18 protein-coding genes are annotated in these 24468 nt (G+C 69.5%); 9 read left to right on the top strand and 9 right to left on the bottom strand.

Going from position 1 to position 24468, the window contains the following annotated elements; all coding sequences use genetic code 11:
* The first annotated feature begins 24 nt into the window (after positions 1-24).
* The gene (locus AB1L88_RS17395; RefSeq protein WP_367097952.1) at positions 25-1413 is read left to right on the top strand and encodes a protein tyrosine phosphatase; all 1389 of its coding nucleotides are present in this window, start codon (positions 25-27) and stop codon (positions 1411-1413) included.
* Between the two features lie 97 nt (positions 1414-1510).
* Here AB1L88_RS17395 and AB1L88_RS17390 read toward each other — a convergent pair whose 3' ends face one another.
* The 3 genes from AB1L88_RS17390 to AB1L88_RS17380 form a co-directional block, all read right to left on the bottom strand.
* The gene (locus AB1L88_RS17390) at positions 1511-1861 is read right to left on the bottom strand and encodes an HPF/RaiA family ribosome-associated protein (RefSeq protein ID WP_367097951.1); all 351 of its coding nucleotides are present in this window, start codon (positions 1859-1861) and stop codon (positions 1511-1513) included.
* Between the two features lie 139 nt (positions 1862-2000).
* Positions 2001-2708: a hypothetical protein gene (locus tag AB1L88_RS17385; protein ID WP_367097950.1), complete on the bottom strand. Its 708-nt coding sequence runs from the start codon at positions 2706-2708 to the stop codon at positions 2001-2003.
* Between the two features lie 66 nt (positions 2709-2774).
* Positions 2775-4952, bottom strand: a complete 2178-nt coding sequence (locus AB1L88_RS17380; protein ID WP_367097949.1) for a polymorphic toxin-type HINT domain-containing protein — start codon at positions 4950-4952, stop codon at positions 2775-2777.
* Between the two features lie 395 nt (positions 4953-5347).
* Here AB1L88_RS17380 and AB1L88_RS17375 point away from each other — a divergent pair, with 395 nt between their 5' ends.
* The 4 genes from AB1L88_RS17375 (at position 5348) to AB1L88_RS17360 (ending at position 8838) form a co-directional block, all read left to right on the top strand.
* Entirely contained in the window at positions 5348-5911 is a 564-nt protein-coding gene (locus tag AB1L88_RS17375; RefSeq protein WP_367097948.1) for an L-2-amino-thiazoline-4-carboxylic acid hydrolase, read from the top strand.
* 317 nt (positions 5912-6228) lie between these two features.
* Complete coding sequence (locus AB1L88_RS17370; RefSeq protein WP_367097947.1) at positions 6229-7509, top strand: M24 family metallopeptidase; 1281 nt, start codon at positions 6229-6231, stop codon at positions 7507-7509.
* 206 nt (positions 7510-7715) lie between these two features.
* Positions 7716-8543 carry a site-2 protease family protein gene (locus AB1L88_RS17365; RefSeq protein ID WP_367097946.1) on the top strand — a complete coding sequence of 276 codons (828 nt, stop codon included), beginning with the start codon at positions 7716-7718 and terminating at the stop codon, positions 8541-8543.
* Positions 8544-8583: 40 nt separating this feature from the next.
* Complete coding sequence (locus tag AB1L88_RS17360; RefSeq protein ID WP_367097945.1) at positions 8584-8838, top strand: hypothetical protein; 255 nt, start codon at positions 8584-8586, stop codon at positions 8836-8838.
* Positions 8839-8861: 23 nt separating this feature from the next.
* Here AB1L88_RS17360 and AB1L88_RS17355 read toward each other — a convergent pair whose 3' ends face one another.
* The 4 genes from AB1L88_RS17355 to rfaD all read right to left on the bottom strand — a co-directional run bounded on the left by AB1L88_RS17355 (position 8862) and on the right by rfaD (position 13289).
* Positions 8862-9800 (bottom strand): metallophosphoesterase, encoded by a 939-nt coding sequence (locus AB1L88_RS17355; protein WP_367097944.1) that lies wholly within the window; start codon positions 9798-9800, stop codon positions 8862-8864.
* 12 nt (positions 9801-9812) lie between these two features.
* Positions 9813-10640, bottom strand: a complete 828-nt coding sequence (locus tag AB1L88_RS17350) for a hypothetical protein (RefSeq protein ID WP_367097943.1) — start codon at positions 10638-10640, stop codon at positions 9813-9815.
* Between the two features lie 121 nt (positions 10641-10761).
* On the bottom strand, positions 10762-12204 hold the full coding sequence (gene rfaE2 / locus AB1L88_RS17345; protein ID WP_367097942.1) for a D-glycero-beta-D-manno-heptose 1-phosphate adenylyltransferase: 1443 nt from the start codon (positions 12202-12204) through the stop codon (positions 10762-10764).
* A gap of 140 nt (positions 12205-12344) precedes the next feature.
* Positions 12345-13289, bottom strand: a complete 945-nt coding sequence (gene rfaD / locus AB1L88_RS17340; RefSeq protein ID WP_367097941.1) for an ADP-glyceromanno-heptose 6-epimerase — start codon at positions 13287-13289, stop codon at positions 12345-12347.
* 613 nt (positions 13290-13902) lie between these two features.
* Here rfaD and AB1L88_RS17335 point away from each other — a divergent pair.
* Positions 13903-15375 carry a LamG-like jellyroll fold domain-containing protein gene (locus tag AB1L88_RS17335; RefSeq protein ID WP_367097940.1) on the top strand — a complete coding sequence of 491 codons (1473 nt, stop codon included), beginning with the start codon at positions 13903-13905 and terminating at the stop codon, positions 15373-15375.
* An 89-nt stretch (positions 15376-15464) separates the two neighbouring features.
* Here the strand turns inward: AB1L88_RS17335 and proC are convergent, their stop codons facing one another.
* Positions 15465-16292, bottom strand: a complete 828-nt coding sequence (gene proC / locus AB1L88_RS17330) for a pyrroline-5-carboxylate reductase (protein ID WP_367097939.1) — start codon at positions 16290-16292, stop codon at positions 15465-15467.
* Positions 16293-16496: 204 nt separating this feature from the next.
* Here proC and AB1L88_RS17325 point away from each other — a divergent pair, with 204 nt between their 5' ends.
* Positions 16497-16886, top strand: coding sequence for a hypothetical protein (locus AB1L88_RS17325; protein ID WP_367097938.1), 390 nt, complete (start codon positions 16497-16499; stop codon positions 16884-16886).
* 455 nt (positions 16887-17341) lie between these two features.
* The gene (locus tag AB1L88_RS17320; RefSeq protein WP_367097937.1) at positions 17342-21802 is read left to right on the top strand and encodes an Ig-like domain-containing protein; all 4461 of its coding nucleotides are present in this window, start codon (positions 17342-17344) and stop codon (positions 21800-21802) included.
* Positions 21803-22022: 220 nt separating this feature from the next.
* Here AB1L88_RS17320 and AB1L88_RS17315 read toward each other — a convergent pair whose 3' ends face one another.
* Positions 22023-22352 carry a hypothetical protein gene (locus tag AB1L88_RS17315; protein WP_152053361.1) on the bottom strand — a complete coding sequence of 110 codons (330 nt, stop codon included), beginning with the start codon at positions 22350-22352 and terminating at the stop codon, positions 22023-22025.
* A gap of 429 nt (positions 22353-22781) precedes the next feature.
* On the opposite strand from AB1L88_RS17315, the gene AB1L88_RS17310 reads away from it, so the two are divergent.
* Entirely contained in the window at positions 22782-24434 is a 1653-nt protein-coding gene (locus AB1L88_RS17310) for an AarF/UbiB family protein (RefSeq protein WP_367097936.1), read from the top strand.
* Positions 24435-24468: the final 34 nt, after the last annotated feature.

The following is a 24468-nucleotide window of genomic DNA, read 5'->3' as shown; positions in this document are numbered from 1 at the left end:
CTCGCGCTCAAAGGAGGATCGCTGATGCGACCGAGTCCAGAATCCCCCAAGGCCCGGTTCACCCGGAGACACTGGCCCTGGATGGTGCTGGCCCTGGCCCTCGTCCCGGCGATCGGCTACCTGGTCATCTTCCCCACCGGCGTCGATGAAGAATTCCCCGAGGTCGTCCGGCCGATCTTCAGCGCCTATCCCCCGGCGGCCTATCGCGTGGCCGAGCCGGGCGATACGCTCGATCGCATCGCCATGTACCTGACGTCGGCCGCGGTCGCACTCTCGGCCTTCGGCGTGGCGCGACGACGCCAGGCCGGGCCGGGCGGCTCGCTCTGGATGGCGGCGCTGGGCGTCTCGCTGGTGGGCTTCTGGTCGGTGACCAACCCGTGGCCGACCTTCGACGGCTGGCATGGCCTCGGCTGGCGCGTCGTGTTCGACCCGTCCGCCCCGGGCGCGTTGCGCGGGGCGATTGCCGTGGCGGGACTGGTGCTGTTCGGGGTGATCGCCGTCGGGATCAAGGGGGTGGACCGCGCCTGGCCGTTGCTGATGCTGCGGGCGAAGCGGTCGGGGGTGGTGCCGATGCTCGTCGCGGCCGGGCTGCTGGCCGGGCTGCGAACCCTGGAATGGCCGGCGATCGAGCCGAGGGGGTTCTGGACCCGGTGGGCGGCGATCGGCGCGAGCTGGCTCTGGCTGGCGACCCTGATCCGCGCAATGCCGCCGGTGCCGACGCCTCGACTGGCCCGAGTCGGGACCCGATTCGCCGTGGTGGGCATGGCGGTCGCCTTGATCGTCGTCGGCCTGACCGTCTTCTGGTATCACCGGCCGCTGGAACGCTTCCGCGCCATCGACCCGGGCAAGATTTACATCAGCGCCATGCCGCACGGCCGGGGGCTGGAAGTGCTCCATGAGCGGCACCAATTCAAGACGATCATCAACCTGTTCCAGGAAGATCTGCCCGGCCTTCGGAGCCCGCACCTCGACGAGGAGATCGCCTTCGCCCAGGCCCACGACATCCACTTCGTCCGGAGCCCGGTCGAGGCCAGCAAGGCCGAGGCCTTCATGGACGAGACCCTCCGCCTGGCGCGCGATCCGGACGCCTGGCCGATCCTGCTGCACTGCCATGCCTGCATGGACCGCACCCCGGCCTGGTGGGGCATCTACCAGTTCGTGGTGAAGGAGCGGCCGCTGGTCGAGTCGTTGCAGGCGATCGAGCAGCACCGGGGCTCGCGGCCGAAAGGCTCGGTGACGTTGCTCTACAACCGGGTGCTGGCCCGCCTGGCCCCCGACCGGTTCCGGGCCGACCCGACGGCGACCGTCCTTCAGCAAAGCGCCCGCGGCACGCCCGACCCCTTCGAGATTCAGCTCGAACGCGAACGCCGGCTCGCCAAGGAGGAGCATACGTCGGCCCAGAAATCCCGATGAGCCGACGCCCGCCCTGGCTCGTGAGGGTCCCTCGACGCACGGGGGGAGCCTGGATCGGCTCCCCCTTCTGCTCGCTCGCGAGGGCTTCCCGGCGTGCTCAGATTTCCTGATCGCCGCCGAACGAGGTGCGGCCCTTGACGTGGCCGAGGCGCCCGGTGGTGCTGTCGAGCGAACGTTCCAGCTTCTTGAGGGCGCCGGTGACGGCGTCGTCAACGTTGGTCGATTGATCGGTCACCGCGATCGGCTGCAGGCCGGCGAGCCGGGCTTCGATGGTGCACTTGATGTCGATCCCGGCCTTCGTCGAGCCGTTGACGTCGCTGACGTGGACCTCGACGCGGGTGATCTGCTCGCCGAAGCGGCCGAGCGAATCCTCGACCTCGGCGCGGATGCGGTCGGCGAGGTCGGCGGACCCGTGGACGTGGTTGTTCGTGTTCAGCTGGACATGCATTGACCATCTCCTCTTGGGTCGGGCGGTTTGCGGGAGCCCGACAACCCGGGAACGGTGAGGCGAACATGGGCGGCCCACGGCCCCGCCTCGGTCTGACGTCGAGGCGGGTCGGTCGGGGCCCATCAACGAGAAACAGAGCTCAGCGATCGGCGTGCCGCAATGAAGTGGACAGCAGGATCGCCATTTCTTGCCGCTGAATCCGGCCCAGGACGACGGCGGAGGGGGATTCCGGGCGGGCCTCCGCGCAGGAGTCGACGAAGGCGAAGGGGTCCCAGCCGTCCCGGAGCAACCGAGCGGTCAGGGCGTCGTCGCCGTGATCGCGGAGGATCGGCCGGGCGGCCTCGGCCAGGGCGACGAAGTCGGGATGGCGGCCGACGCGGCGGAACCAGTACGAGGCGTTGCCGGGGTCGGGCTCGCGCCGGTGGGCGATGCCGTGCCAGAACAGCGAGGTGGTGCGCTCGCCCCGATCGTCGGCCTCCTGGGCCGCGTTGTGACTCGCGTCCCAGGCGTCGAGGATCTGCAAGAGCCCGCCGGCCAGGGCGAGCAGGCTCGGGCGATCGGCGTCCGGGAACAAGGCCACGAGGTTCTGCTCCGAGACGGCCTCCGCCAGCCTCGGGCGGCGCGGACGCGCATGAACCAGAGGAGGGCCGTCGTCGTCTCCCGGGCCGAGCCCGGCCGCGGCGATCGCCGCGACGAGGTCCGCCGCCCGCAGGCCCAGGGCCCGGCGGACGGACTCGGCATTCTCCCCGGCCTCGAGCCGATCGACGGCCTCGGCGACCGCGACCCCGGTGCCGAGCAAGAACGGCCCGTCTGCTCGGTCTTCGACGCGATCCAGAATCCCCGGCATGGCGGCAACCTCCTCCCCTCTCCTCATGATGGATCTTCGCGGGGAGGAGGGCCGCTGTCAATCGATTCAGCCCCCCGAGTCGGCCTCGGGGGCCTCAAGAGGCTTCAGCGCCGCAAGGTCGGGCACGGCGTCGAAGGGGGCGATCGTCGTCGACGGGAGCGAATTGTCGTGCACCAACGCCCCCAGATCGCCGACGAAGAAGCTCCTCGAATCGGCCACGTCGAGGTTGTAGACCGGCTGGACCTGGCCATCAACAATCGCCTCGACCCGGGCCGTGCGGCCGAGCGCCCGGACCACTTCGCCGACCTTCAGGTCCCTGGCCATCACCCAGCCCCGGCCGGCGATCCAGAAGCGGTGGAACTCGCTGGAGACGATCGTTTCGCCATCGAGACGGACCTCGAACGTCTTGCTCGGCGGGTTGTGATGCGTGGCGACGACCGGGCGATAGGAGAGGGCGCCGGTGGTCGTGTCCTGGCTGAGGACCAGGTCGCCGACCTGGAGTTCCTCGATGGGCCGGGGGCCATCGATCGTATGGACCAGGGTCCCGCGACCGAAGCAACTCATGACCCGGATGGCGATTAATGGTCGGTCGAAAACGCCAATCGGGACCGGCCTTGGCTGGGCTGTCACGACATCGGTGAACGTCGAGGTGCCGTCCGGCGGGCGGGGAAGCACCTGCCTCATGCCAATCTGGTTGATCCACCAGGCCTTCCAGGCGTCGGGCTCGGCGCCATTGCGGGCACCGGTGGCCTCTTCCAGGACGGGCACGACACGATCGTTGAGCCACCGGATCGGGGCGTTGTGCATCTCGATGGTGAGGACGTCCCGGCGGAGGTTTTCCTGGACTAGGGCCGCGGCCCGCTCCGCTTCGAGGAGAATCTGGCCGATCGGAATCTGGTACTCGCGCTGACCCAGGACACTGAACCTCGTCCCAGGATTGGGAGGGCCCAAAGTTTCTGCAAGATTGTTCGGATCGAGATGAGGTACCCTCGGCTGGCCGAAGTGGTCGACTAGGGTCTCCGACAGCTTGGGATCGAGTCCAGCCTGTTGCAGCCGGGAGGAGACTTCCCGGCGGCGTTCCGGCGAGGCACCTGCCAGTAGGTGCTGGATCTGCGAATAATGGAACGGATTTCTGGTGAATTCCTGACGAGTCAGCACGGGTAGCCCATCCGGCCCGACGACGAACTGGTCGCCCGGCATCATCGGGATCATGGGAGGGGGCGGAGCGGCGTAGAGTCGCCGGTAGTTGTACCGCTTGCCCGCGACGTACAGTTCGCCCGGCGAACCGGGACCGCCCACGGGGACGACGCTGTATTCGATCGGCTTGCGGACCATCGGGATCAGGGCGTCGGCCCATTCGCGGGCGTCTCGACGCTTGAGTGTCTCGGTCGCCAGGCGGCGGACCTCGGCGTCGTCGCTGAAGGCGGCAAGCTGGGCGAGGGCCCGTGAGGCGTCTCGGGCATCGATCTGGCCGAGGACCTGCACCGCGACCGGCTGGTCGGCCCGGGGGCCGGCGACGAGCACCGACCAGACGGCCGGGACCAGCAGCGGGTGATCGACCGAGCCGAGCCCGGTGATCGCCTCGTCGCGGCCCGCGGGATCGGCGAGCTGGGCGGCCCACTGCGCCAGGAGTGGACCCCACCGGGCCTCGACGGCGGCCCGGGCATCGGCCTCGGCCTGCGAGGCGGCGATCTGGGCCGAGGTCATCCAACGCCCATCCTTCTTCACATACCCGAGGCGTTTCCAGGCGGCCTCGCGCCTCGGGTCGAGACGGGTGACGGCGGTGAAGTGCGCCGTGGCCTCGTCGGCGAGCCCCTTCTGCTCGCACCAGAGGCCCAGCTTCCAGTGGGCCTCGGCGGTCGGGTCGAGCCGGGAGCGGCGCCCTTCGTATTCCTCGCGGAGGGCGGCCTGCTCGGGTCCGGGGGCAAAGCGACGGGGCACGTCCCCCGGCCGGACCCAGGAATCGCCCACCCGCACGCGGCCCATCAGGGCCCGCGCGGCGGCGTGGTCGGGGTCGATCAGGACGGCCAGGGCGAGGTGATGCTGCGCCTCGGCGTGTCGGCCCTGGGAATCGCACCAGAGCGAGAGCTGCATTTGCGCATCGGCATCGCGCCCGGCGGCACTGGCGGCGGCCTGGTAGGCGGCCTCGTCGGGGTATGACGGGGGCTCGTCGGGCACCGCTGTTCCCAGGCCCAGGCCGAGCCATCCAATCCAGACCAGGCCGATCATCGACGGGCAGCACATGGCGGGCCTCCTCCGGCTGAGCCTTTGGAATCGACCGGTCCGGGCCGATCGCGGGCGGTGGTGACACCGGTTCCTTCAAGACGTTCAGACGATCGTCGACGCGAAGATGTTCACTTGCAAGGTCGCAGATCGCTCATCCCGACCGACGTTCGCCCCGTCCTGGGTTTCTTCCACACCGCCAATCAGAGCGTGCATCCACTCTTGCGTCAAGTGAATTCCGGCATTCTCTGGCGCGATCGCGCGAGAATCGCGGCGGATTCGGGCCAGGAACCCCGAGGCTGGGCCGGGAACCCCGGGCCGGAAGGGAGTACACTTTACGTGATCCGAGCAGTGATCATGGCCGCGCCAACCCTCCTCAATTTGTTCAATTGTCCTTTCTCCGGGAGTGCGAGGAGATGGAAGACCGGGAACCGCCCACGCCCCGACGCATCACCCTGCTGGAACAGCGGGAGATCGAGGCGAGGATCGTCGCGCCGCTCATCGACGCCGTGCGCGAGGAACTGGGGGAGGAACGGACCGTTGCCCTCCTGCGCCGGGTGATCGAGGGCCTGGCTCGTGATTCGGGGGCGGAACTGGCCCGGTCGGGCGCCGCGGGGGGGTTGCTCGACTTCGCCCGGACGCTCGACCGCTGGACGGAAGGAGGTGCCCTGGAGCTTCAGGTGTTGGAGCAGTCGGCCGATCGGCTCGACTTCAACGTCACCCGCTGCCGGTACGCCGAGATGTATCACCGGCTGGGGCTCGACCCGCTCGGGGCGAGCCTCTCCTGCTGCCGCGACGCGGCCCTGGCGTCCGGATTCGACCCCGAGATCGAGCTGTCTCGATCCCAGACGATCCTGGAAGGGGCGCCGTTCTGCGACTTCCGCTTCCGACGGCGATCAGGCGCCGAGTCGGCCCCGGATCGGGATGGGACGCCACCGCCGCCAGAACCTTGCAATTCCGAGGAGGGCGCGGAACCATAGGCGCAATTGCCGGGCGACCCGATCGGCGCCGAAGTCCGAGCCCTAGCCCGAGCCCGAGTCCACCCATCACCCCCTCGCACCCGCGAGCGTTCGCCCCGACGGATGATCGGCTTCCCCACAATCGCCCGGGGGACCCCGACAGGCACTCCTCGTCATGGAAGCAAGATGACTCCGACATCCATCTCCGGTTTCCATGCGACGGATGCGACTGGCCCGATTTCTGCGTACCCAGATCGTCCGGAGCCGCCACGCCGACCGGGGAACCCTTGATGCGATCACCCGAGACGTGATCGACCAGAGGAGCAGGAGAAACGGCCGTGTCTACCGAAATTCGGGTCGGAGACGTCTACTTCAACCTGGGTGACGACGACGGGAACCCCAGCAGCGGCGAGATCGCGACCGAGCGCCGGGTCCTGGAGACCGCCGAGGACCACCCCCACACCGAGACGCTCCCCGTGCTGGCCGACCCGGCGGCCGATCGCCTCGACCCGGACCTGATGCAGCGGCGGGCCGACGTCGACGAGAAGCACCGGCGCGTCGTCGAGTTCCTGGAGCGCAACGGCTACGACGCCGCCATCCTGGGGCGGGCCGAGTCGGTCTCCTGGTTCACGGCCGGGGGAGAGCTCCGGCAGAACCTGGGGTCGTCGGAGCGGGCCTCGGCCCTGGTGTTCGTCACCCGGCAGTCTCGGGCGATCCTGACCGACAATGTGCAGAGCCCCCGCATCTTCGAGGAGGAGGTGGCCGGCCTCGGCTTCCACCTCAAGGAGCGGCCCTGGCACGAACCGGTCGAGGCCAATGTCGCGGCCCTGAGCCGGAGCAAGAAGGTCGTCACCGACACGCACGGCCTGGGCCTCGCCGTCGATCAGGACGGGCTCGGCGAGCTCCGCCTGGCCCTGACCAGGCTGGAACGCCAGCGCCTCCGGGAGCTCGGGCGGACGATGACCCTCTGCGTCGAGGCCACCTGCCGCAACTTCCACCCGGGCGAGACCGAGGCCGACCTGGCCGGCCACCTCGCCCACCGGATGCTCCGCGAGGGGGTCACGCCGGTCGACCTCTGCGTCGCCAACGACGACCGGGCGCGCCGCTATCGCCAGCCGACCTTCAAGTCCGTGCCGATCGAGCGCATGGCGACCATCACCGCCGTCGGCCGGAGGCACGGCCAGTGTGCGGCCGTCACCCGGATCGTCTCGTTCGGCCCCGTCCCCAAGGCCGTCCAGGAGGCCCTTGCGGTCGCCGCGATGGTCGACGCCACGGCCATCTACTTCTCGCGCCCCGGCCAGTCCGTCGCCGAGGTCTTCCGGCGGGTCCGTCGCATCTACGAGAAATTCGGGCATCCGCACGAGTGGACCCTGGCGACCCAGGGGGCGATCATCGGCTACCGGCCGGTCGAGCGCCCCCTGTTGCCCGAAACCTCCTTCCCGCTCCGGTCGCACGTGCCGGTCCGATGGACCCCGAGTGTCGGCCCGGCCCGGTCGGAAGACACGATCGTCGTGGACGAGCGAGGCTTCGAAGTCGTGACCGAAGCCCAACGATGGCCCAAACTTGAGGTCATGGTGAAGGGCTTCCCGCTCCCGCGGCCCGGGATCCTGGAGCGGTGACCGAAGGCTGAGGACGCCTCTCCCGATGCACGGCCCCCGGCCGCGGCGATCCGCCCTGGCGCGGAGGCGAAGATCGCCCCCCGGAGGCCGCCGGGTGAATGCAAACTCCTTGACCATTCTTCAGATCCGCTTGAAGATGAACTTCCCGAGATGATCGTGCGTGCCTAGAATGAACGAGAGTTCTTCTGGGTGCAAAGGGCTATTCGATGATCCGATTGTCGTGGAAGATCGGCCGGGTTGCGGGCATCGACCTCTATCTGCATGCCACGTTCCTGCTTATGATGGCCGTCCTGGTCCTCTTCAGCCAGGGCCTGGGGGCGGTGCTGGTCGTCTCGGCCCTGTTCGGATGCGTCCTGCTGCACGAGCTGGGCCATGCCCTGATGGCCCGCCGGTACGGGATCCCGACCGAGGACATCACCCTCTATCCCATCGGCGGGGTGGCCCGGTTGCACCGCATGCCCCGGGCCCCCGGGGCCGAGTTGCTCATCGCGCTGGCCGGCCCGGCCGTCAACGTGGCGCTGGCCCTGATGCTGCTGGCGATGGGGGGCGCGCTGGGCGTGCTCGCCCCCGGGCTTGCCGCCGGCCCGATCGGATCGCGGCTGTCGGACCTGTTGATGGTCAACGTGATCCTGGCCGTCTTCAATCTGATCCCGATCTTCCCGATGGACGGCGGCCGGGTCCTCCGCGCCCTCCTGAGCAGCCAGATCGGCCGGCTGCGTGCCACCGAGATCGCCGCGGCCATCGGCCAGTCCCTGGCCGTCTTCGCCGGGATCGCCTGCCTGGTGGCGATGGTCCTGACCGGCTCGCCGATCCTGCTCATGCAGGTGGTCCTGGCGGCGTTCATCTACCTCGCGGCCCGGGCAGAGCTGGGCCAGGTCCGGGCCGAGGAGCAGCGATTGCGGACGACCGACGCCCCGGCCGGCTACTCCTGGATCTATCGAGGGAAGGGGGTCTGGCAGCTCGCGCCGGTGATCGTCATCGACGATCCCGACCCGATCGGGTTCCGCAATCCCCGCCCCTGGATCCGCTCGTGACCCCTCCGTGTTGGTCGCATCCGCAGGGATTGCCCTCGCCATGAGCCTCCCGCCGGGCCCCGAACGACCCGTCCCGATCGTCGAACTTGGCGTCGCCGAGGCGTATGACCTGCTCTCGAATCGCTTCGGGGTGCGGGACCTCCCCCCGCTCGAAGCGATCGAGAACGAGGACTGGGGCAGGGACGCGCTCCTCTCTCGATTCCTCGACCTCGCTCCCGCCGACCTCGCCGCCGCCGGCCTGACCTGGGACGAGGACTCGCCCGGCCACTCGGACCTGGACCGGCGGCCGGACTGAGTGAGCATCGGCGACAGCTCCGTTCATCGGGAGCCGTCGGATCGCCCCTCGCTCCATTCGTAGTCCGCCTGGCGACGGAAGCCATCGACCCGGATCGTGCCGTCGTCGAGGAGGTCGACCACGGCATAGCCGTTCTGATCGGCCCCGGAGCCCTCGACCATCGCCACGAGGGTGCAATAGGGGATGCCGCGGATTGCTCGAAGGTCGTTCTGGTGGCTGTGCCCCTGGAAGACCGCCCGGACCTTGCCGGACGCTTCGAGGATCTCCCGGACCGCCTCTGCGTTCCTGACGCCGTGCGGCCCGGGGTCGTCGAGCCGCTGATGGGCGAAGAGGATCGTCGGCAACTCGGTGGCGGCCAGGTCGTCGCGGAGCCAGTCCAGCTCGAAGGCCGGGACATTTGCATCCGTCCAGACCGAGTTCTTCCGGCCGTACGGCTCGCCGTCGCTCCGGAAGCAGGAGTCGAGCCATACGAAGTGATATCCGCCCGCGTCGAACGCGCCGAACGACCGCTCCTGCCCGACCCGGCCCAGGAATTCCCCCTTGGTCAGCGTATCGACGCAGTGATTGCCCAGCACGTAGACCCGGCGTTCGGCGATGGTCGAGAAGTCCCGGTCGATTCGATCGAGGTAGCCCAGCTCGACCTCGACCGATTCCGCCGCGTCGATCAAGTCCCCCAGCTCGACGAGGAAATCCAAATTGGCCTCTCGGAATCGTTCGGCCGCCTCGGCCAGCTTCGACGGGGTCTCGCGATAGTGCCGCGAGCCGGCGGGAGGCTTGTCGGCGTAGTGCAGGTCGGTGATCAGGCCGAAGCGGAGCCGAGAGCGCTCGTCGAGCGCCCGGCCCGACAACGCCAGGGCGGCTGCGGCAGACCGTCCGGTCATGCTCGCCGCCCCCAGCAGCAATGCCCCCTCGGCGAGGACGGCACGACGCCCGATCGGCCCGGGCAAGCGATGGTGGCTCATGGGTGGGGTGCCTCAACGATCGGGGGTATCGGTGCGTCGGAACCCGTTCGCCTCGTCCACCTCAACGACATGGACGACGCCGAGGTGATTGCCGTCCTCGTCCCGGGGTCCCGAGGCCACCAGCAACCGACCGTGACCGATGCCAACGATCCCGAGCGCCGCGTCGAGGTCCCAGCGGCCGACGATCCGGAAGCCCCGATCGGTCTTCAGCAGCTCCGGCGGCGATCCGTAGCAGCCGAACCACCAGTGGCCGTCGGCGAAGGCGGCCGTCTGGATGCCGAGCCTGGTGTACCCGGACGGCAAGACAATCCGCCTCCGAAAGGCGAACGAATCGTCATACTCGTAGAGGTAATTTTCCTCGATCCCTTCCGGCAAGCCCCCGACGACGAGGAATGTGCCGTCCTGATACGCGATTCCCCCGGCGCCATGCACCAGCTCGGGGACGTCGATCCGGCCGAGCTCGTCGAGCGTCTCGGCGTCGTAGACATAGATCCACGACAGGGCCTGGCCGGCCGGCTGGTTGAAGGCGCCGAGGTTCACGGCGACGTAAATTTTCCCGTCGCGATAGCAGAGGTCGCCGTGATGGTCGGCCACCGGCAGGCGTCGGAGCACCTTGCCGCGGAGGTCGGTCTTGACCAGGTCCACGGTGAACGACCAGTACAGGGCGTCCCGGTCATTCGTGCAGACCCCCTGGAGGTGCTTGGGATACGCCCCATCGCACGCGATTTTCGCGGGCAGGTCGGCGAAGGGGTCTGCGTCCTGGGCCTCGGCCATCGCGAGGGGCAACATCCCGGCGAGCGCCACGCCGAGCAGGGCGGAGCCAAGAGAACGGTCGATCACGGGAACACCCTGGGTTCGTCGGTCGAGTCGGGAAGCCATCGAGGCGGCGATCGGGAGACCCGAACGGCCCTCCCAGTCGCCCGATTCTGACCCGATCGCCCTCGAGAGTCCACCCCGTCCGTCAGCTGGCCGCGCGGCGGTTCTCGGCGGCCCGAGAGGCGGCGAGGATCGAGGTGGTGCTCAGCCCCGGGACGAGCGGGATCGTGACGACCCGCCCCCCCCTCGCCCGCACGATCTCCGCGCCGACGATCCCATCGACCGCGTAATCCCCCCCCTTGACCAGCACATCCGGCTCGATCGCCCGGATGAGCCGCTCCGGGGTCGGCTCGTCGAAGACGACCACGCCGTCGACGCAGGCCAGGCCCGCGAGCAGGGCGGCCCGGTGGTTCTCGTGCACCACCGGCCGTTCCGGCCCCTTCAGGCCCCGGACCGAGGCATCCGAATTCAGGCCGATGATCAGGGCGTCTCCCAGGCGGCGGGCCTGTTCCAGGCAGGTCAGGTGCCCGGCGTGGAGGATGTCGAAGCAGCCGTTGGTGAAGACGATCGAGCGGCCGGCCCTCCGCTGGCCGGCGGCCCACCGCGCGGCGGCCTCGATCGACCGGACCTTCGGCGAGCAGCCGCGCAGGGCCCAGTCCAGCTCGGCCCCCTGGACGACGTAGCAGCCGGGATGCCCGACGGCGATCCCCGCCGCCACGCTCGCGGCCCGGCAGGCCTGATCGACCGGGAGGCCCCCGCCCAGGCAGGCGGCCAGCACCGCCGCCACCGTATCCCCCGCCCCGGTGACGTCGGCCACCTGGCGGACCTCGGCCGGGAAGTGGTGCAGGGCGCAGCCGGTGGCCAACGTCATGCCGTCGGCCCCCCGGGTGATGAGCATGGCGTCGAGGTCGAGCGTCACCCGAAGCTCGGCGCACGCCTCGCCGACCGATTCGTCGTCGTCGAGCGACCGCCCCACCGCCCGTCGGGCTTCGAGCAGGTTCGGGGTCAGCAGGGTCGCCCCGGAGTAGACCCGGAAGTCCAGTTGCTTCGGGTCGACGATGCACGGGATCGCCCGCTCGCGGCAGGCCTCGATCGTCGCCCGGACGAGCCCCGGGGTAAGCGTCCCCTTGTCGTAGTCGGAGAGGACGACCACGTCCTGATCGGCCAGCAATTCCGGCAACCGCCGGCGGAGGTCGTCCCCGGCGGCGCGGAAGTCGTCGCGCCCGCCGTCCTGATCGAGCCGGAGCAACTGGTGATGGCCGTGCGAGACGACCCGCGTCTTGCAGATGGTCCGGCTTCCGGGGCGTTCGACCAGGGCGCAATCGGCCACCCCGGCATCGAACAACGCTCGGCGCAGGCGATCGACCTCGGGGTCTTCCCCGGCGGCCCCGGCCAGGGTGGTCCGGCATCCGAGGCCTGCCAGCGAGGCGGCGACGTTGCCCGCCCCCCCCGGCCGGTACCACTCGTGCGTCAATCGGACGACGGGGACGGGCGCCTCGGGGGAGATGCGGTTGACGTCTCCCTCCAGATAACGGTCCAGCATCACGTCGCCGAGAACCAAAGCCCGCACGCTCGACCAGTCGATCACGGGCGTCACTCCTTTGTGTGTTCCGGGAGCCCGACGCGACGGACGGGCTCGCCTCGGAGGCATCCTGCCTCATGGGCCATCGTGCAGCAAATGGGTCGTCCGCGTGTCCGCCCCGGGCGGGATCCGAGGCGGGAGACCGCTCAGGAATCGGAGGCGGCCATCAACTGCCGGATCCCCTCTTCCAGGGGCGTGAAGGCCGCATCATACCCGGCCGCCCGCAATTGCGTCAGGTCAGCCTGGGTGAACGACTGGTATTTGCCCCGGAGCGACTCGGGGAACGGGATGTACTCGACGCTCCCCCGGCCCAGCTCGTCGATCACGATCCGGGCGATGTCGTTGAAGCTCCGGCTCGCCCCCGTGCCGACGTTGAAGACGCCGACCCGAGGCGGCCCCTCGGCGAAGAACAGGTTGACCCGTGCCACGTCGCCGACGAACACGAAATCGCGCCGCTGCTCGCCGGCCTCGTAGCCGTCGGTCCCCTCGAAGAGCCGGGCGACCCCGTCTTTGGCCAGTTGCCGGTGGAGCTGGTAGACCATCGAGGCCATCCGCCCCTTGAACCCTTCGCGGGGGCCGTAGACGTTGAAATAGCGCAGCCCGACGACGGTCGAGGTCAACCGCGCACGGTTGGCGTCCACGTAGCGATCGAACAGGAGCTTCGAGTAGGCGTAGACGTTCAGCGGGCTCTCGCACTCGCTCGATTCTCGGCAGACCGTGTTGTTGCCGTAGACCGAGGCGCTGGAGGCATACACCAAAGCCGTGTTCCGGTCCGTCGCCCAGTGGAGCAACTCCTTCGAGAAGGTGAAGTTGTTGTCCATCATGTAGCGGCCGTCGGCCTCGGTCGTGTCGGCGCAGGCCCCTTGATGGAGGATCGCCCCGACCTGGCCGCCCAGGGGGGCGTTCTTGCGGATCTGCTCGCGGAACTCGGCGATGTCCATGTAGTCGGCGATCGCCAGGTCCCGGAGGTTGCGGAACCGGTCGCCGTGCTGGAGCGTGTCGACCGCCAGGATGTCGGTCACCCCCCGGGCATTCAGGGCCCCGATCACGTTGCTCCCGATGAATCCCGCCGCGCCCGTGACGATATACATGGCAAACCCACCGGAATCCTGGGGAGTCTGGAACACCGCGACGCGACCGCCTCGGCCCGAATCCACCTTGCTTCGCCTGGCCGTACCGGCCTCAATCGTTCGCCCGCGCTCGCGGACCCGAGTCGCCCCTCGGGGCCGACCTCGACTCCCGGCCCAGGACGACCCGAGCCGCGTTGCCGACCGGTCCTGCACGCCGCCTTGCCGGGGCAACGACGCCGTCTGGGCCTCGCCCCTCGGGGACCACCTAGGCCGCCGATCACGATCTCGGCCCGAGACGTCCCCGCTCCTCCCCGTCCTCCCGACGGCGCCGGACCCTAGCAAAATCCCCGGGAATCTGTCAACGCGGCCTGCCCGGGCCAACCAATTCCGCGCCGGGGCCGACTTTTTGTGACTGCCCCTCCCAATCTCCACGATAGTTATACTGTCGGCCTTCTCTACCGGGTTCGGGAGCGACCGGGAAGGTTCGCGGCCGGGCGATGCTGCCCGCAATGCGCCGCGAACCGCGTTTCAGGAATGAGCCAGCCGGGTTGCCCGTCGGCAGCCCCGCACCCTCTTGCGATCTCCTCGGATCGAATGCCCTTGGTCCGCAAACGGAGATTGGGAGACTACACCTGTGAGTCGAGCACGCTTGTACTATCTTCGCCCGGTTCGACCGTCCGTGGTCGCCGAGCCCCCGCCGCCGCCCCCTCCCCCGCCGCCGCCGCCACCGCCGTTGACGCTCGAAACCGCCCCGGACCGCTTGCTCTGGCTCGACAGCCTGGCGAACGTCACGGCCCGGGGGGGCATCGGCTTCAATGGGAGCCTGCAGAACCTCTCGATCGCCAACAACACCAGCCTGCAGGCGGGCAACGTCGATTGGGGCTTCTCGGGATGGGTCTGGCTCAACACCAAGGCCACCAACTTCGGCATCGCGGGCAAGGGGACGACGTCCTCGAACCGATCGTGGCAACTGTTCTATTCCACGTCCGACGTGCTCCGGTTCCTGATCTGCAGCAGCACGGGGGCCAATCGCGGTGAGGTCGACGCCGCAGGGTTGGGCAGCCCGCCGCTGAACACCTGGATCTTCGTCTCGGTCTGGCACAATGCGGCGCTCGGCACCATCAACATCCGGGTCAACGACCGGACGGTCAACACCACCCCCACCACCGGGACGCCCGGGAACAACTCGGGCGAGTTCCGGCTGGGAGCGGGAGGGACCGTCACCGACACCCTGCCCGGACGCATGGACAACGCCGCCTGGTACAAGACCCCGGTCGGCGGCATCGGCAACCGGATCACCGAGATCCACGACTTCCTCTACAACGGCGGCAGCGGCCGGCGTTACGAGGATCTCAGCAGCACCCAGAAGACCAACTTCGGGCTCGTCTCCTGGTGGGATCTCGACGAGCTGTCGGGCAACCGCAACGACCGCCACGGCTCGAATCACCTGTCGCCGGTGAACAACCCGACGGCGATCGACGGCCACGTCGAAGGCCCGGCAAGGAACCTCGACCCGGTCCGATCGTGGTCCAGCCAGGTCGGTTCGTCCAGCTTCCTCCAGGGCTCGGTCGGGAATCGCCCGACCTGGGACGCCGCCGGCTCCCTCGCCTTCGATGGCGTGAACGACCACCTGAGCCACCCCAGCCCCGTCGTCGGCAACCGATCGGCGTTCACGCTGCTGGCCAAGGTCCGGCCCTCGGCGCTCCCGTCCGCCAATCCGGCCGTCATCCACACCGAATCGGATGCGGGCGGTACCGTCGTCTCCCGCCTGGCCGTCACTCCAACCGGCAATGTGATTGCGAGCTACCGGCCGGCCGGGGGATCGCTCGTCTCGGCCTCTTCGGCCGGGGCACTGGCGGTCGGGACCAATGCCGTCATCGGCGTGAGGCGACAGGGGACCAGCCTCCAGGTCTTCCTCAATGGCCAGCCCTCCGGCGCTCCGGCGGCCATCGACGCCGGCACCGACCTGACCGGAGCGACCGCCCGAATCGGCGGGCCGGTCGAGGCGAGCGGCCTGTCCTCCTTCAACGGCCAGGTGCTCGACCTGTTTGCCGTCGGCCAGGCGATCAGCGACACGCAGGTCGCCGAGCTCTCGGCGGAACTCTGATCGCAGGGAGCCCGGGAGCCCGGCAACCCTGACCAACGCTCGACCGATGACGATTGCCCTGCCCTCGATCGCAGGGGGCCTGGCGAGCGTCATCGGTCGCCGGCCAGCTCCGCCGATCGCTGGGTGGCCGCCTGGACGGCGTCGATCAAGGTCGCGCGCAGGGCGCCGCGTTCCAGGGCATGCAGGCCGGCGATGGTCGTGCCGCCGGGGCTGGTCACCTGGTCCTTCAAGACCCCCGGATGCAAGCCGGTTTCCAGGACCATCCGGGCGGCCCCCAGCACCGTCTGTGCCGCCATCGCCGTGGCCAGGTCGCGGGGCAGGCCCATGCGGACGCCCCCATCGGACAGCGCCTCGATCATGGCGTACACGAACGCCGGGCCGCTGCCGCACAGGCCGGTCGCGGCGTCCATCAGCCCTTCGGGCACCCGTCGGGCGATGCCGACCGACTCCAAGAGCCGGAGCACCAGGGCCTCATCCTCGGGCGAGACTCCCGGCCCCAGGCAGTAGGCCGCCGCCCCTTCGCCGACCAGCGCCGGCGTGTTCGGCATCACGCGGACCACCCGGGCCCCGGGCCCCAGCCCCGCCGCGAGGCTCGCCACGGAGATCCCCGCGGCGACCGAGACCACCAGCTTCCCCCGCCCCCCCCCGGCCAGTTCCTCCAGCGCAGCCCCCATCGCCTGCGGCTTGACCGCCAGCACCAGCACGTCGCACCGGGCGGCGACCTCGGCATTCGAGCCGCACGCCACGACCCCCTCGGCCGCCATCGCCTCCCGGGCCTCGGGCATCGGGTCGCTGATGGCCACCGCCGACGGGTCGACCACCCCGGCCCGGATCATCCCCCGGATCAGGGCCGAGGCCATCTTGCCCGCCCCCAGAAATCCCCAACGCGTCTCGGCGGCGGCAGACGATCCGGTCATGATGAGTCAGTCCCTCGGTCACGAAACGGGCGAGGCCGATCGGACGATGCGGAGCCCGTGCCCCGATCCCCGTGCTCGATGCTCGGTCCGGGTGCCTATCCTACCATCAAGGCCGCCGGAGCCGAGAGGGTTCGCCGGCCCGATCCGGCGGCAAGCCGCCATTCCCCCTGTTTCTCCAACCGCATTTGGAGCCGGGTGATTTCCATGAACCACGACAACGCCACCGCAGCACCGGTCGAGCCGAGCCGCAAGACGATCACAGGCTGGCTCCTTCTCATCGGCTTCGCCCCGCTGGGACTCTGGCTCCTCTGGGAGATTCAGCGAACGGTGGGACTCGATTCCCCCCGGCTCTGGGAACTGCTCCGCGAAGATCGCGTCTTCGCGTTTGCCATGCTCGATTTCTTCGGGACCGCGGCCTGGGCGGCGGTCGTCTTGCTGGAACGGGCCGACCCGAGGAGCTGGCGTACCTGGTTGTCACTGCTCATCTTCTGCGCCGTGCCGACCCTGGGGATCATCCTCTTCCTGCTCATCGGCCGCACCCGACCGATGGGGGTCTTCCAGCAGCGGCCCGAACGATCCGACCTCCAATCTTGAGGAATTGCCGACCGAATCGGGCACCGCGTGTTAAGCTCCGGGTAAGGACCCGCAGGAGCCTCTGACACGCTCCCCGAGCACTGGCGCCGCAATCTCGTCGGCGCCCGGCCTCGGCCTGGGCCGACCCCCGTCGTCGGTTCTCGATCGCCTGCCGTCCTGGCAGGCGTCCGCGTTCGCTCTCCGGGTCGGGAAATCGAGGCGGGCCGGATTCCGGGCCCGGACACCCCGATGCGCCTCACGCGTCCGTTCGGAACGGACGCACTGGTGCGTCTTGATTTGCAGGCGATCAAAACCTGTTGGGATCGAGCCAGGGAGGCATACGGACTTTACCTGTCGCAACCAGGGATGAATCGATCGGGCGACGTAACCTTCGAGATTCGGCATTCTCAGTCATGAGCACGTCACGGAAGCGTCCCGTTCGACCTGTGTGTGACACGTTGGAAATCCGGACGTTGATGAGCGGCCTCGCGCCGATCGCGACCTGGGTCGGCCAGGATGGCCACGACCTCGTCGGCCGCTCGACCGCCCCCGGGCCCAATAGTGTCCAGGACATCCGCATCACCCTCGACGGCCTCCCCGCCGATCGGGCCGTGACCTCGGCCGAGATCCGGGGCTATGGCGGCGGGATCTGGACCTACAACGGGTCCGGGGTCCACTGGGCCGCCGCCCTCGTCCGCGTGAACGACTCGCCGAAGGCCGACCTGTTCTTCGAGCCGAACCGGGTCGAGGTCGGCCGGCCGTTCAGCGTCCGGCTCTGGTTCGAGGACGGGTCGACCACCCTCGTCTCCTTCGCCGGGGGGATCGCCGACCCGACCTTCCGCGTGCCCGAGCTCTCGGCCAGGCTCTCCTGGGTCGGCCAGGACGGCTCCGATCGGGTCGGCCCCGGAGCGTCGGTCGGCCCCGACGGCCGTCAGGACACGGTCATCGCCATGGCCAACCTGACGCCGACGGTCCCCATCACCACCATCGACGTCAGAGGTCCCGGCAGCCTCGCCTGGCAGTCGGGCGCGAACCCCAAGGGGCTGCCCAACGCCGAGTTCGTCCGAAATCCGGCCGATCCCACGCAAGGCTCCCTCTACCTCCAGCCCGAACTCGACCTGGACGGCCTCCCCCTGACCGTCACCATCTTCTACGCCGACAACACCATCGAGCTGGTCGACCTGACCGCCGGGCCGAGCACCCCGGGCCTCCTCGTCCCCCCCGCCCCGGCCGTGCCGATCCGGTCCGACTCCATCGGCGCCCAGTGGCTCGGCCAGTCGAATGACCCGACCGCCGGCCCCGGCGCCTCGGGGGTGGCCCTGGCGGGCTTGCCATCGGATCGCACCGTCGTCGGGGCCTCGCTCAGCGGCACCGACCGAGGGGTGACCTGGGCCTACGCCAATCCCTCGACCACCGGCTCGGTCGCGCTCGAACCGTCCTCCCGGCCGCTGACCTTCCGCCGCGATCCGGGCGATCCCACCCGCGCCTCGATCGCCTTCGCCGCCCGAGAGGAGGCCGAGCCGGGCGTGATGACCCTCCGGCTCCAGTACGACGACGGCACCTTCTCCCTCGTCCGAATCAATCACGGGCCGATCGACTCGACCCTCCGGGCCCCTCGGCCGGAATCGTCCCGCGCCGTCGCCCGGCCGGGAGACGACCTCCAGGCCCTCGTCGATGGTTTCGGAGCCGTCCACCTGTCGAGCGGCGTTTATGAGCTGGATCGCCCCCTGGTCCTCAACCGGGCCATCCGGATCACGGCCGACCCGGGCGCGACCCTCCGGTTCTCGCAAGCCGAAGACGCCCCGGGCTGGCCCTCGGCCATCACCATCCACCACGGCAACACCACGCTCGACGGCTTCGCCGTGCGATTTGCCGGGCCGGTCCGCTGGGACTGGTCGGTCCCTTATGACCCGGCGGTCATCGCCAGCACCGACGGCCGCGACAAGGCAACCGGCACGGCCAAGGTCGGCCTGGTCCTCTCGAACCTCGACCTGCAAGGCCCGCCGGCCTCGGCCGTCGGCGGCCCGCTCGAATACGCGGCCCTGCTCGTCAATCTGACCTCGGCCGAGAACGGCCGGATTCTCGGCAACCAGCTGCGAGGCGGATCGGTCCGGGTCTTCAACGGCCCCTGGGAGATCGCCGGCAACACCTACCTCGGCGCCATGCCGGGCACCTGGACGCACGACGTCTTCGCCATGAACTGGGCGCACGACGTCACCATCCGGGACAACGTCGCCTCCCCCCTGCCCGGCTCGGGCAAGACCTACCGCTTCCTGGTCATGGCCCAGGACGGCTCGAACATGAGGGTCGAGCGCAACCGGGTCGAGGGGATCGGCCCGAGGGACGACGACCCCCAGCCCCACCCGAACAACCCCGAGGTCATCCTCACCGAGGCCTATCACGTCCCCTTCGAGGGGATGCCGCTCGCCCTCTCGGCCGACGGCCTGATCCTGCAGATTCCCGCCCCCCAGGGCCGGGCGATCCGGTCGGGAGACGTGGTCGCGGTCCTGTCCGGCCCCGATGCCGGCCAGTGGCGGCGGGTGGCCCACGTGATCGACCCGCAGACCCTTTTGCTCGATCGCCCCTTGCCGACCGGCCGCTCGCTCGGGGCCGTCTCGGTGTCGTCGGGCTTCGTCGATCTGGTGATCTCCGACAATCATGTGGATGTCCGAGGGGGTTCCGAGGCCTCGCCGATCGTCCTCGCCGGGGCGCATTTCGGCGCCGAGGTGCGGGGCAATCACATCCTCGGCGGGGCCCCGGTCCGGATCGAGTCGGCCGCGTCCGAATCGACCGTCCACTGGGCCTGGACCCACACGCCGCAACTGGACGTCCGGTTCGTCGGCAACACGATCGAGGACAGCCAGGGCGGCCTCGACGCCGGGATCGTCCGCTACCCCCAGGGGAAACGAAGTCAGGGGAGGACCTATGTCGATCTCCGGATTCAAGACAACCTGTTCGCCTGGTCCCCTGCCTTCTTCTCCCAGTTCAGCACCTCGACCCCGCCGACGGCCATGCTCCTCGGCGACCCTCGATCGATCGACCCGATCGAGATCCGGATGACGGTCGGCGGCAACGTCGTCAAGCTCCCGCCGTCGATCACCGGTGGCGCGGCGATCAAGGCCGACACCATGACCCTCAACGGCTCGGCCGTCTCGACCCAGTCGATCCCGCTCCCCGAGCAACCCCTGAGCGCCCCGACCGGCCTGCGATTGGTGGCCGACACCGGCCTCAGCCCGACCGACCGCCTGACCTCCGACCCCCGGCTCGCGTTCAATCGCCCCGAGTGGGCCGTCGGCCTCGAATACCGGCTCGACGGGCAAAGCACCTTCCAGCCGATCTCGAACGCCGACGGCTTCCTGCCCAAGAATCTCGCCGACGGCACCACCGCCATCTTCGTCCGGGCGATCGACGACTACGGACGCCCCGGCCCCGAAGCCCGGTTGACGATCACGCTCGACACGACCCCGCCCTCGGCCGTGACTCCCAGGCTCGGGCCAGGACAGGACACCGGCAGCTCGACCACCGATCGCATCACGCGCATCGCCGCGCCCGAGCTGGTCGTCGAGGGAGAGGCGAGCGACACGTTCGTCCTGGTCCGGCTCGTCAATGGGACCGAGGCAGAGCTTGCCCGACGCCTCGGCCCCGGGGCCTTGCGGGTCGGCTCCCCGTTGCCCGACGGCGAGCATCGGCTTGCCGTCCGTCGGATCGACGCCGCCGGCAATGCAACGCTCGGCGAACCGCTCGCGATCACGATCGACACGACAGCCCCCTCGCCGGTCGCCGCGAAGCTGGGCCCCGGCCAGGACACCGGCTTCTCCAGCGCCGACAATGTCACCCGCCTGAACCGACCGACCTTCCAGGCGGTGATCCCCAACCTCGACCGCCTGATCCTGCTCCGCGACGGCCAGCCGGTCGACCAGGTCACCGGCTCCGGGCAATTGCGGACCGACGGCCCGCTGCCCGATGGGGCCTACACCTTCGCCGTCCGCCGGATCGACGCCGCCGGCAACGCCAGCGACGGGCCCCCGGTTGTCGTGCGGATCGACACCGCGCCGCCCGCCCCGGTCGCGGCCCTGACGCACCTGGGAGAGGGTCGCGTCTCGTTCCAACGGCTGCCCGACGCGGTCGATTACGTCTACCGCGTGGGCAACGGCCCGACGATCCCGCTGGCCGGTGCCACCTCGTTCCGGGCGCGCGGCCTGCCGTTCGACCCGACCCCGGTCTCGGTCCGGGCGATCGACGCCGCCGGGAACCTGGGGGCCGAGGCGACGATTACGGCCGCCCTGCCCGCCCCGAAGGGGATCTGGCTCGGGCAGCGGCCGGGGGTCGACCTCGTGGGCCGTTCGGTCAGCCAGACCGCCCCCGACGGCTACCAGGACGTCGGCTTCGCCCTGACCGGACTGCCGACCGACCGCTCGATCGTCTCGGCCGAGATCCGAGGCTGGGGGGGCGGCATCTGGCAGTACAACACGGCCAGCGCCGTCTACTGGAAGGCCGCCCTGATCCACGCCCCCGGCACCGATCGGGCCGAGCTGTACGTGCAGCCGTACATGGTCGAGGCCGGCCGCCCCTACTTCATCCGCCTGCACTTCAGCGACGGGTCCACCGTCGGCGTGAACCTCGACGGCGGCCCGGTCAATCCGGCCTTGCGGACCTCTTCCCCGGCCGTGGCGGGACCGACGGTCGATCCGATCGCCTCCGGCGGCGGCAGCACCCCGACGTCCCCCCGAGGGGAGCAAGCCCCCGCGGTTTCCTGGCGCGAGCGGATGGCCCTGATTCGGGAGGCCCAGCGCGAGCGCCTCGCGCAGCGTCGAGCGGCGCAGCTCGATCGCATCCAGGCCCGGCAAATCGCGCTTCAAGGGACTCGACCGGTGGTCAGTCCGCCGGAACGACCGGCTCGGGTCGCCGGTCAGGGGTTCCGACCGGGCCTCAAATAGACTGAGCCGTTGTCGTGTTCACCTGCGAACATCCGGATTTCAACACTCAAAACAAGGACCCCGAGCGATCGAACATCGCTCGGGTTTCCTCGGCGGAATGTGACGGTCTCGAGAGCGATCAGGTAGACTCAGACGTGATGGCGGCTCAGCGCGATTCGAAAAGGGATCGCGGTCGCCATCATCGTCATCCCGTCGTGAATCCGATCGCGCCAGGGCAAGGTCACTCGTTCAGCAGGCGCTGGGTGACTTCCTGCTGGCAATGCTTGCACCACTTCCAGCGGCCGGTGCCGACGGAATCGTCGAGGTGTCGCTTGGCAATCCGGATGGTACGGAACCAGAGCAAGTCCGGATCGTTCTGTCCCCGATCGACCTTGGGGCATCGTGCGAAGTGCAAGAGGTTGGTCGTCGCTCGAACGGCCCGACGAGGGGCATCGGGCTCAGGGACCGTACCGTGGAAGATGAAACCGGCGGCTTCCAGCCGAGCCTCGGACAGGTCATCAGCGTCTTCGATGACCCGGACGGGCGATTCGACGGATTGATCGACGGGCATGAGGTCTTCCCAGGGTTTCGGGCCGGGGTCGTCCTGACATCAAGAGTTCAACGCCAGGACCTCCAGTGGTCTCAGTCTACTCGGGAGGGGCACCTCGCCACAACCCCGGGTCCGGGTCGGGGCGGTTGCTCCCCGGCCACAGCCCCCCCGCCGGCCCGCGGCGGAAGGAAGGGCTTGACGGCTTGAGCCGGCCTGCGACACTCGGGTAGGCTATCGTCTGCCCGGCCCGCGTTTGGCGACGACCGTCGAGCGGGGCCGCAGGTCCCGCCCCGTCCCATCCCCCTCGACGCTTTTTCCTGGTTGTCCGCGGAAGCAACGTCGATCGGGAGCCGATCCGCGGCCCGGGCCGGCCCCGCGTCTCGACCCTCGGCTGCGATCGCGGCGTTCGCTTTTTCCCCTTCATCTTCATTTGTAGAGGCGCTTCGCCCGGTGCTTCGCGAAACCGTCGGCCACCTCCGCGACCTGCCGCGGTATCGGCAAATCCTCTCGACCCTGCTCCGCTACGGATATCAGGACGTCGTCTCCGCCATCCACATCGAGGGGCTCGTCCGCCCCCTGGAGCAGATCGCGCTGGGGGAAGAGAACATCCCGCCCGCCGACCGCGCCATGCGGCTGCGGATGGTCTGCGAGGACCTCGGCCCGACCTTCGTGAAGCTCGGCCAGTTGCTCAGCACCCGGCCCGACCTGATGCCCGACTCGTACATCCAGGAGCTGAGCCTCCTGCGAGACGAGGTCCGCCCCTTCCCCTTCGCCGAGGCCGAGGCGATGATCCGCGAGGACCTCGGGCCTCCCGAGACCTTCTTCGCCGCGATCGACCCGGTCCCGCTGGCCTCGGCCTCGATCTCCCAGGTCCACGCCGCCACCCTGCTCGACGGCCGCTCGGTCGTGCTCAAGATCCGGCGCCCGGGGATCGAGAAGGTGGTCCAGGCCGACCTGGACATCCTCCGCAACCTCGCCCACCTGGCCGAGCGTCGGATCCCCTGGATCGCCGCCGCTCGCCCCATGGCGTTGGCGAAGGAATTTGAGCGCAACCTCAAGCGAGAGCTCGACCTGAACGCCGAACGCCGCACCATGCAGCGCTGCAAGCTGCAACTGGCGAACGAGCCTTATGCCTACGTGCCCGAGGCCATCGAGCACCTCTCGACCGGCCGCATCCTGACGATGGAGCGGATCGACGGCGTCGACGTCGACGACCTCGACGGCATCCGGGCCCTGGGCGTCACCCCCGAGGAGGTCGCGGTCCGCGGCGGCGTCCTGCTCGCCAAGCAGATCTTCACGTATGGCCTCTTCCACGCCGACCCGCACCCCGGCAACCTCCGCGTCCTCCCCGGCGGCATCGTCGTCCAGCTCGACTACGGGCTGTTCGGCCAGATGGACCTCCCCACCCGCGAACGCATCGCCGACCTGTTGCTCGGGCTCATGGCCCAGGACACCGACCGCGTGATGCGGGCGCTCGACGAGCTGGAGATCAGCGGCGAGGGGGTCGACTACCGCGCCCTCCGCCGCGACCTCGGCGAGATGGTCCTGACCTACTCCGAGCTGACGCTCGACAACATCGACCTCTCGAAGCTCCTCGGCGAGCTGGTCGCCCTGATCCGCAGCCACCACCTGCGGCTGCCCCCGGACCTGATGCTCCTGATCCGGTCCCTGATCACGATCGAGAGCGTTGGCCGGCACCTCGACCCCCACTTCGACGTGGCCACCCACGCCCGGCCCTACGTCGCCGAGCTGACCCGCAAGCGCTACAGTCCGTGGCGGATGCTCACCTCGGCCGCCCGCACGGCCGAGGACGTGCAGCGTGTGGCCACCCTGCTGCCCGAGGTCCTCGGCCAGTCGCTCGAATCGATCCGGCGGGGAGAGCTCCGGGTCACGTTCGACCTGCACAAATTCGAGCAGCTGGTCAAGCAACTGACCCGGACCGGCAACACCCTGGCCGCCGGCATCGTCATCGCCGGCCTGATCGTCGGGTCGTCCTTGATCATCGACGCCGGGCCTCGCATGCTCCCGCTCGGCGTGGCCGGCTACGCCATCGCCGTGGTCCTCGGCGGCTGGCTGCTCTGGAACATGTTCCGCCATTCGTAGCGCCTGGCACGATTGCGCACGCCTGCGTTGGTCG

The organism is Tautonia sp. JC769 (assembly GCF_040717455.1).
Classification (GTDB): domain Bacteria; phylum Planctomycetota; class Planctomycetia; order Isosphaerales; family Isosphaeraceae; genus Tautonia.
The sequence above is the reverse complement of the archived record's forward strand: the minus strand, read 5'-3'. Positions and strand labels throughout refer to the sequence as shown.